Origin of the sequence: Sphingomonas sp. Leaf407 (genome assembly GCF_001425385.1) — a bacterium.
Classification (GTDB): Bacteria; Pseudomonadota; Alphaproteobacteria; order Sphingomonadales; family Sphingomonadaceae; genus Sphingomonas.
Window position 1 is genome coordinate 319,157 of the sequence record NZ_LMQO01000005.1, and the last position, 7,769, is coordinate 326,925.

Below are 7,769 nucleotides of genomic sequence, written 5' to 3' on the forward strand. Positions count from 1 at the left end.
CATGCTGGAAATTCCCGATCTACCGTCCTGCCATGCGTCATATCGCTTCCCGCCGGTTGATAGGCGTTGCATTCCTGCCCTAGTTTGTTCGGCGGCTGTGCCGGCGGGGGGCGGGTGACGTTGCTGCCGCCGGTGACAACGACCGCGTCGGCGGAGACGGCGTCCCACAAGATAAGGTCGCTCGGCGAGATTGATCCGTGGCGACCGCTGGCGGATGACGCAGACACCCAGACGCTGAGCATGTTCGGCCGCGAAGACCTGATCGCGCCGACCAGCAGCGACTATGCGGCGATGAAATGTGCGCCGCTGCCGGACGTGGGCGACCCGATGACGGTGATCGCCGAGCGGGCACGCGCGACACGCATCGTGATCGTCAACGAGAGTCATGAACGCTCCGAACATCGCGGCTTCACCGCGCGGGTGGCAAAGGCCCTGAGTCCGCTCGGCTATGACGTGCTGGCGATGGAGGCGCTGTCAAACCCGCCGGACAACGTGACCGGGCGGTTCCTGCCGCCGTTCCGGCAGCGGCCGGAGCAACCATTCCTCGAGGACGACGACGGCTATTATCTGTCCGAGGCCGGGTTTGGCCGGCTGGGGCGGCAGGCAAAGGCCCTCGGCTATCGGTTGCTGCCCTATGAGGCGCGCCACGATCCGGGTGAGGCCAACGCGCCATGGGAACAGCGTATCGCCAAGCGTGAGGAGGAGCAGGCGCAGACGCTGGCCGCCTATCTGCGCGAGAACCCGCAGGCGCGGGTGCTGGTGCATGTCGGCTATTCGCATGCTGGTGAGGTGCCGCATACCAACGGACAGCGGTGGATGGCGGCGCGGTTGAAGGCGATGACCGGGATCGATCCGCTGACCGTTTCGCAGACGACGTGCCGGGGTGGCGGGGCAACGACGCGACTGGCGGTGCTGCCCGCAAAGGAGCCGGCGGGCATGTTCGACCTGGTCGTCGACCATCCGACGGCGCGGTTCGTGCGCCGCCGGCCCGCATGGCGGCTGGCGGCGGGCGACCGCGCCGTGGCGATCCCCCGGGCGCTGCGCCCGATGAAGGGCTGGCGGATCGTCGAGGCGCGGGTCGAGGGCGAACCCCGAGGCGCGGTGCCGATGGACCGGGTGGCGATCCGGCCGGGCGAGGACGTCGCGCTGCTGCTGCCGCCGGGGCGCTACCGGTTGGGTGTCATCGATGTCGCGCCGGCGGCGAAATCGCCCGCGCAATAATCGCCTGGGCCGCGCACCGATCTGCTTCGTCCGTGCGTTCGCGGGAAGAAGGGGGCAATATGGTATCGGTTTCGCGTATCGCCTGGCTGGCCCGGCATGCCGGACGGCAGATCTGGTTCCGCGCCGCGCTCATCAGCGTGGCGAGCGTGGTGGTGGCCGGGTTCGCCGGGATCATCGCGCGGTGGCTGCCCTATCATTTCACCGGCGACATCGGTCAGGACGCCGTCGGCACGGTGCTGGGGATCATCGCATCGTCGATGCTGGCGGTGACGACCTTTTCGTTGACGGCGATGGTCAGCGCCTATTCGTCCGCGACGCAACTCGCCACGCCACGCGCGACGCAGTTGATGATCTCCGACCGAACGTCGCAGAACGCGCTGTCGACGTTCCTCGGCGCGTTCGTCTTTGCGGTGGTGGGAATCATCGGGTTGCAGACCCGGCTGTACGGCGGGCAGGGGCGGGTGGTGCTGTTGCTGGCGACCATCCTGCTGATCGTGCTGGTCGTCGTCACGCTGCTGCGCTGGATCGCGCACCTCGCCGCGTTCGGGCGGATGGCGGACGTGATCGACCGGGTCGAGGATGCGGCAGGTTCGGCGATGGCCGCGTTCGCCAGGGACCCGTACGGCGGCGGTCGCCCTGCGATCGCGCTACCCCCGGGCGCGCGGACGGTGACGGCGGACCGGATCGGCTATGTCACCCATATCGACATGGCGGACCTGATCGCGATCGCCCGCGAACACGGCATCGCGATCCATGTCGAAGCGCTGCCGGGAACGCTGGTGCATAGCGACCGGCCGTTGCTGCGGATCGTCGGCAAGGACGTCGACGAGGCGGCCGAGCGGGCGCTGGTGAAGGCGTTCATGGTCGAGCGGCACCGGCGCTTCGATCACGATCCCCGGCTGGGGCTGATCGCGCTGGGCGAGATCGCCGGGCGGGCGCTTGCCCCGGCGACGAACGATCCGGGCACCGCGATCGAAGTGGTGAACGCGCTGTTCCGCACCTTGTCGCTGTTGCCCGCCGAAGCGCCGCCGCCCGATGCCGAATTGCCGCCGGTGTATCTGCCGCGTCCCGGCATCGACGAGATGATCCGCGACGGGTTCGTATCGATCATACGCGAAGGTGCCGGCGAGGAAGAGGTGGCGCAGCGTGTGTTGAAAATCCTCGCCGCGCTCGGCAAGGCGCTGCCCCATGCCGGGGCGACCACCCATGCGCTTGCCGAGGAGCTGCGCCGCAATGTCCGGCGAGTAATGCAGGACGAAGCGGCGCTGGCGCGGACGTTGGGGGGAGTTTAGTCGAACAGGCTCGACACCGACGATTCGTCGGCGATGCGGCGGATCGCTTCGGCCAGCAGCGGGGCGATGGTCAGGTGGCGGATCTTGGTCCCCTGCGCGATCACGTCGTGGTTGCCGATCGAATCGGTGATGACCAGTTCTTCCAGCGCCGATGCCTCGACCCGGGCGACCGCGCCGCCCGACAGCACGCCGTGCGTGCAATAGGCGACGACGCCGACCGCGCCGGCCTGTTTCAGTGCGGCCGCCGCGTTGCACAGCGTGCCTGCCGAATCGACAATATCGTCGATCAGCACGCAGAAGCGGCCCTCGACATCGCCGATGATGTTCATGACCTCGGATTCGCCGGCCCGTTCGCGGCGCTTGTCGACGATGGCGAGGGGGGCGTTGTGCAGCCGCTTGGCAAGGCTGCGCGCGCGGACCACGCCGCCGACGTCGGGCGAGACGACCATCAGGTTATGCTCGCCGAAACGGGTCTTGATGTCCTCGGACATCACCGGCGCGCCGTAGAGATTGTCGGTCGGGATATCGAAGAAGCCTTGGATCTGCCCGGCATGGAGATCGACGCACAGCACCCGGTCGGCCCCCGCCTCGGTCACGATGTTCGCCACCAGCTTGGCCGAGATCGGCGTGCGGGGGCCGGGTTTGCGGTCCTGCCGGGCATAGCCGAAATAGGGGATGACGGCGGTGATCCGCCTCGCCGACGCGCGTTTCAGCGCGTCGATCATGATGAGCATCTCCATCAGATTGTCGTTGACCGGATAGCTGGTCGACTGGATGACGAACACGTCCTCGCCGCGCACATTCTCCAGCACCTCGACGAAGATTTCCTCGTCGGCGAAGCGCCGGACGCTCGCCTTGGTCAGCGGGATTTCGAGATAGTCCGCGATCGCGGTCGACAGGGGAAGGTTGGAATTGCCCGCCAGCAGCTTCATGGAATGCCCCGTGGTCCGTGTGTGGAGAAGATGGGCGCGCCATAGAGCGCATGAACGAAATGTGAAACCCATGTGACGCCCGTGTTTGCGCCGATCCTCCAAATGGGCGAGAGGGCGGCCATGATCGTCACCCGTTTCGCCCCCAGCCCGACCGGCACGCTGCACGTCGGCAACCTTCGCACCGCGCTCCACAACTGGATGTTCGCGAAGCGGCACGGCGGGCGGTTCCTGCTGCGGATCGACGATACCGACAAGGCACGCAGCGAGGAGCGGTTCGTCGAGGCGATCCGCGCCGACTTGGCGTGGCTGGGGCTGACCCCCGATGGCGAGGAACGCCAGTCGGCACGGTTCGACCGGTACGAGGCGGTGTTCGCCGACATGGTCGCCGCCGGGCGCATCTATCCGGCATATGAAACGCCCGAGGAACTCGACCTGCGCCGCAAGATCCTCGCCGGGCGGGGACTGCCGCCGGTGTACGACCGGGCGGCACTGAACCTGACCGACGCGGATCGCGAACGGCTGGAAGGGGAAGGGCGGCGACCGCACTGGCGCTTCCGGCTGGCGGCGGAACCGATCCTGTGGGACGACATGATCCGGGGGCCACAGCGCTTCGACGGTGCGCTGCTGTCCGATCCGGTCATCCGCCGCGCCGACGGATCGTGGCTGTACCTGCTGCCCTCGGTCATCGACGATGTCGACATGGGCGTCACCCATGTCGTGCGCGGCGAGGATCATGTGTCGAACACCGCCACGCAGATGCAGATGTTTCAGGCGATGGGCGCGACGCCGCCGGCGTTCGCGCACGAGGCGTTGCTGACGGGGAACGAGGGCAAGCTGTCGAAGCGGCTGGGATCGCTGGGGATCGATCATTTCCGTAACGAGGGCATCGAACCCGAGGCGATCATCGCGCTGCTCGCACGGCTCGGCACCAGCGATCCGGTGGAGCCGATCGTCGATCCGGCGCCGCTGGTCGAGGGGTTCGACTTCGCCCGCTTCGGTCGCGCGCCGGCGCGGTTCGACGAGGGCGAACTGGCGCAGGTGAACGCGCGGATCGTCCACCAACTGCCGTACGGGCGCGTCGCGGACCTGCTGCCCGAGGGCATGGATGCGGACGCATGGGCAGCGGTGCGCGGCAATCTGGAACGGGTGAGCGATGCCGCCGACTGGTGGCGGGTCGTGACCGGGCCGGTCGCGCGGCCGGCGCTGGGCGAAGAGGATGCGGCGTTCCTCGCCACTGCCGCGCGCGTTGCGGCGACGATCGCGTGGGAGTCACCATGGGCCGAACTGACGGCTGCGTTGAAGGCGGAGACGGGGCGCAAGGGCAAGGCGCTGTTCCTGCCGCTGCGCCTCGCGCTGACCGGGCGCGAGCATGGGCCGGACATGGCCGCGCTGCTGCCGCTGATCGGGCGAGAGGCGGCGATCGCACGGTTGACGTAGGCGTCAGCTTTACAGCCGTCCCCGACAGGTATCTCCTCGCAGCTCGGCCGATTTGGCCTGGGAGAGTTGCATCGAGGAGCGTGAGGGCATGGCATATCAGGGACAACGTGGCCTCAGTCCGACCGGGCTGGGAATAGCGATAGCGATCAACGGCGCACTGCTGGCGCTGATGACAACGATGGCGACGACGACCATCCTGCGCGGCGGGGACGAGCCGCTGACAACGATCAACATTCCCATCGACCCGCCGCCCCCGCCGATCGATCCCCCCAAGCCGTTGCCGCGGACCGCCGTGCCCGATCCCGCGCCGGCGCCGCTGCCGTTCAACCCGCCCGCGCCGTTCCCGGTGCCCGGTCCGGTGATCGCCAGCACCGACATCCTGCCGCCCATCGCGCCGCCGTCGCCGGTCACGGCATCGCCCGGCGGCACGGGCAGCGGCACCGGCGGCGTCACGGTCGCCTCGCCGCTTCCCGTGCTGGTCGCCGCCAGCGTCGATCCACGCTACCGCGCCGATTTCCAGCCCGACTATCCGGCGTTCGAGCGCAATCAGGCCCGCGACGGGGTGGTCGTCGTTCGCGTGCTGGTGGGCAGCAACGGCCGCGTCACCGCGATAGAGCCGGTCAGCGCCACCAGCGACGCCTTCTTCGAGGCGACCAAGCGCCGCGCGTTGTCCAAATGGCGCTTCCGTCCCGCGACGCGCGACGGCGTGGCGGTGGAAAGCTGGCGCGAGATGACCGTGCGGTTTACGATGACGGATCAATAGGCATGTAACGCCCGCCCCCGTTCCGCACTGGCGGACGGGGGCGCTCGCGCCTATCTTGGGCGGCGTCATGAGTCTGCTCCGCCTGTTCTCGCCGCTGCATGCCATCCGCGACTTCGTGGACTATGCCCGTACGCGCAAACCCTATGAATGGTGGTTCCTGCTGCTGTCGATCTGCATCGTGCTGGTGATCGGCTGGGGCTTCGTTCACGATTCGCATTTCGAGCGGCCGTACAAGAAAGAGATCATCTACGTCGAAAGCTGGCCGGCGAACCGCAGCGATGCGGATATCATCGCCCAGCAGAAGATCGACATGGAGAAGGACCGCATCGCCACCGAGGAGTTCCTGCGCGATCGTGCCAAGCGTCAGGCCGAATGGAAGCGGATCGACGACAAGCTGAATAGCTGGGGCATCTGACCCACGCCCCCGCCGCCGATCCGCGCCACATGGCGGCGGCGTTGACGCTCGGACAGCGGACGCGCGGGCGGACTACGCCCAATCCCAATGTCGGTTGCATCGTGGTCGATGCCGAGGGGCGGGTCGCCGGGCGCGGCTGGACGCAGCCGGGCGGGCGGCCGCATGCCGAGGCGATGGCGCTGGCTGAGGCGGGCGAGCGCGCGCGGGGCGGCACCGCCTATGTCACGCTGGAGCCTTGCGCCCATGTCTCGCCGCGCGGACCGGCCTGCGCCGACCTGCTGGTCGCGGCCGGCGTGGCGCGGGTGGTGGTGGCGATCGCCGATCCCGATCCGCGCACCGATGGCGTGGGGCTTGCCCGGTTGCGCGGGGCGGGCATCGACGTGGTGGTCGGAGCGGGAGCGGAGGATGCGCGGCGGTCGATGGCCGGGTTCCTGACGCGGCGCGCGCTTGGCCGGCCGTTCGTGACGCTGAAACTGGCGCTGTCGCTCGACGGGGCGGTGTCGCTGTCGGACGGGCGCAGCCAGTGGATCACCGGCCCCGTCGCCCGCGCGCACGGCCACTTGGAGCGCAGCCGGCACGAGGCGATCCTCGTCGGGCGCGGCACCGCCGAGATCGACCGGCCGAAACTAAACGTGCGACTGGCCGGTCTGGGCGACCACAGCCCTGCGCGGGTGGTGCTGTCGGCCGATTGCGCGGCGATGCCGGGGTTCGTGATGCTTCCCGGAGTAGAGGCGCTGGGCGAGCTTCCCGGCGATCATGTGCTGGTGGAGGGCGGCGCGGCCACGGCGGCGGCGTTCCTGCGCGCCGACGTCGTCGACCGGCTGCTGCTGTACCGTGCGCCGATCCTGATCGGGCATGGCCGGACGCTGCCCGACATCGGCCTCACCGATCTGACGCAAGCGCATGGTCGCTGGCGGTTGCACGATGCCCGCAGTCTTGGCAGCGACCGGCTGGAAGTCTACGAGCGCGCCAGATAGGAGCCGCCGAGTGTTTACCGGAATTGTCAGCGACGTGGGTCGCATCGAATCGATCGGCGGGGCGGGCGACCTGCGCGCGACCATTGCCTGTAGCTACGACACGCAAACCATCGACATGGGCGCGTCGATCGCCTGTTCGGGCGTCTGCCTGACGGTCGTGGACAAGGGGCCGGGCTGGTTCGCGGTCGACGTGTCGGGCGAGACGGTGTCGCGCACCGCGTCCGACCAGTGGCGCGAGGGCCGCCCGCTCAACCTCGAACGTGCGTTGCGGCTGGGCGACGAACTGGGCGGGCATATCGTCACCGGCCATGTCGACGGCGTCGGCCAGGTGGTCGACACCGCGCCGGACGGCGATTCGACCCGCGTGACGATCGCGGTCGACCGTGCGCTGGCGCCGTTCGTCGCGGCCAAGGGGTCGGTGACGGTCGACGGCGTGTCGCTGACGGTCAACACCGTCGCGGACGCGGCCGACGACGCCCGCTTTACCCTGAACCTGATTCCCCACACCCAGGCGGTGACGACACTCGGTACGTTGGCCACGGGCCAGACGGTTAATATCGAGATCGACGTCCTCGCCCGTTATCTGATGCGAATGGAACAAGTCCGTGGCCAACGCTGAACTGTCGGGCCTCGCCCACGCCTTTCTCTCCAGCCCCGAAGAGATCATCGACGAGGCGCGCAACGGGCGGATGTTCATCCTGGTGGATGACGAGGACCGCGAGAACGAGGGCG

At 68.6% G+C, this 7,769-nt stretch carries 8 protein-coding genes and 1 pseudogene; 8 read left to right on the plus strand and 1 reads right to left on the minus strand.

Annotated elements, in window-relative coordinates; translation table 11 throughout:
* Positions 1–240 precede the first annotated feature (240 nt).
* Both ASG37_RS15615 and ASG37_RS15620 read left to right on the plus strand, forming a co-directional pair.
* Positions 241–1,221, plus strand: coding sequence for a hypothetical protein (locus tag ASG37_RS15615; protein WP_156349235.1), 981 nt, complete (start codon positions 241–243; stop codon positions 1,219–1,221).
* Between the two features lie 59 nt (positions 1,222–1,280).
* Positions 1,281–2,513, plus strand: a complete 1,233-nt coding sequence (locus ASG37_RS15620) for a DUF2254 domain-containing protein (protein ID WP_082448553.1) — start codon at positions 1,281–1,283, stop codon at positions 2,511–2,513.
* Here the strand turns inward: ASG37_RS15620 and ASG37_RS15625 are convergent.
* Positions 2,510–3,445 (minus strand): ribose-phosphate pyrophosphokinase, encoded by a 936-nt coding sequence (locus tag ASG37_RS15625; protein ID WP_055762372.1) that lies wholly within the window; start codon positions 3,443–3,445, stop codon positions 2,510–2,512. The two genes, ASG37_RS15620 and ASG37_RS15625, sit on opposite strands and share 4 nt — an antisense overlap.
* Positions 3,446–3,565: 120 nt before the next feature.
* On the opposite strand from ASG37_RS15625, the gene gltX reads away from it, so the two are divergent.
* The 6 genes and pseudogenes from gltX to ASG37_RS17735 form a co-directional block, all read left to right on the plus strand.
* Complete coding sequence (gltX, locus tag ASG37_RS15630; protein WP_055762375.1) at positions 3,566–4,882, plus strand: glutamate--tRNA ligase; 1,317 nt, start codon at positions 3,566–3,568, stop codon at positions 4,880–4,882.
* Positions 4,883–4,970: 88 nt separating this feature from the next.
* The gene (locus tag ASG37_RS15635; RefSeq protein ID WP_055762379.1) at positions 4,971–5,645 is read left to right on the plus strand and encodes a TonB family protein; all 675 of its coding nucleotides are present in this window, start codon (positions 4,971–4,973) and stop codon (positions 5,643–5,645) included.
* 67 nt (positions 5,646–5,712) lie between these two features.
* Positions 5,713–6,060 carry a hypothetical protein gene (locus tag ASG37_RS15640; protein WP_055762382.1) on the plus strand — a complete coding sequence of 116 codons (348 nt, stop codon included), beginning with the start codon at positions 5,713–5,715 and terminating at the stop codon, positions 6,058–6,060.
* 29 nt (positions 6,061–6,089) lie between these two features.
* Complete coding sequence (gene ribD / locus ASG37_RS15645; protein WP_055762384.1) at positions 6,090–7,037, plus strand: bifunctional diaminohydroxyphosphoribosylaminopyrimidine deaminase/5-amino-6-(5-phosphoribosylamino)uracil reductase RibD; 948 nt, start codon at positions 6,090–6,092, stop codon at positions 7,035–7,037.
* Between the two features lie 10 nt (positions 7,038–7,047).
* The gene (locus ASG37_RS15650) at positions 7,048–7,656 is read left to right on the plus strand and encodes a riboflavin synthase (RefSeq protein ID WP_055762387.1); all 609 of its coding nucleotides are present in this window, start codon (positions 7,048–7,050) and stop codon (positions 7,654–7,656) included.
* Positions 7,643–7,769, plus strand: a pseudogene (locus ASG37_RS17735) (3,4-dihydroxy-2-butanone-4-phosphate synthase); the annotation flags it as partial. The gene ASG37_RS15650 and the pseudogene ASG37_RS17735, both read left to right, overlap by 14 nt.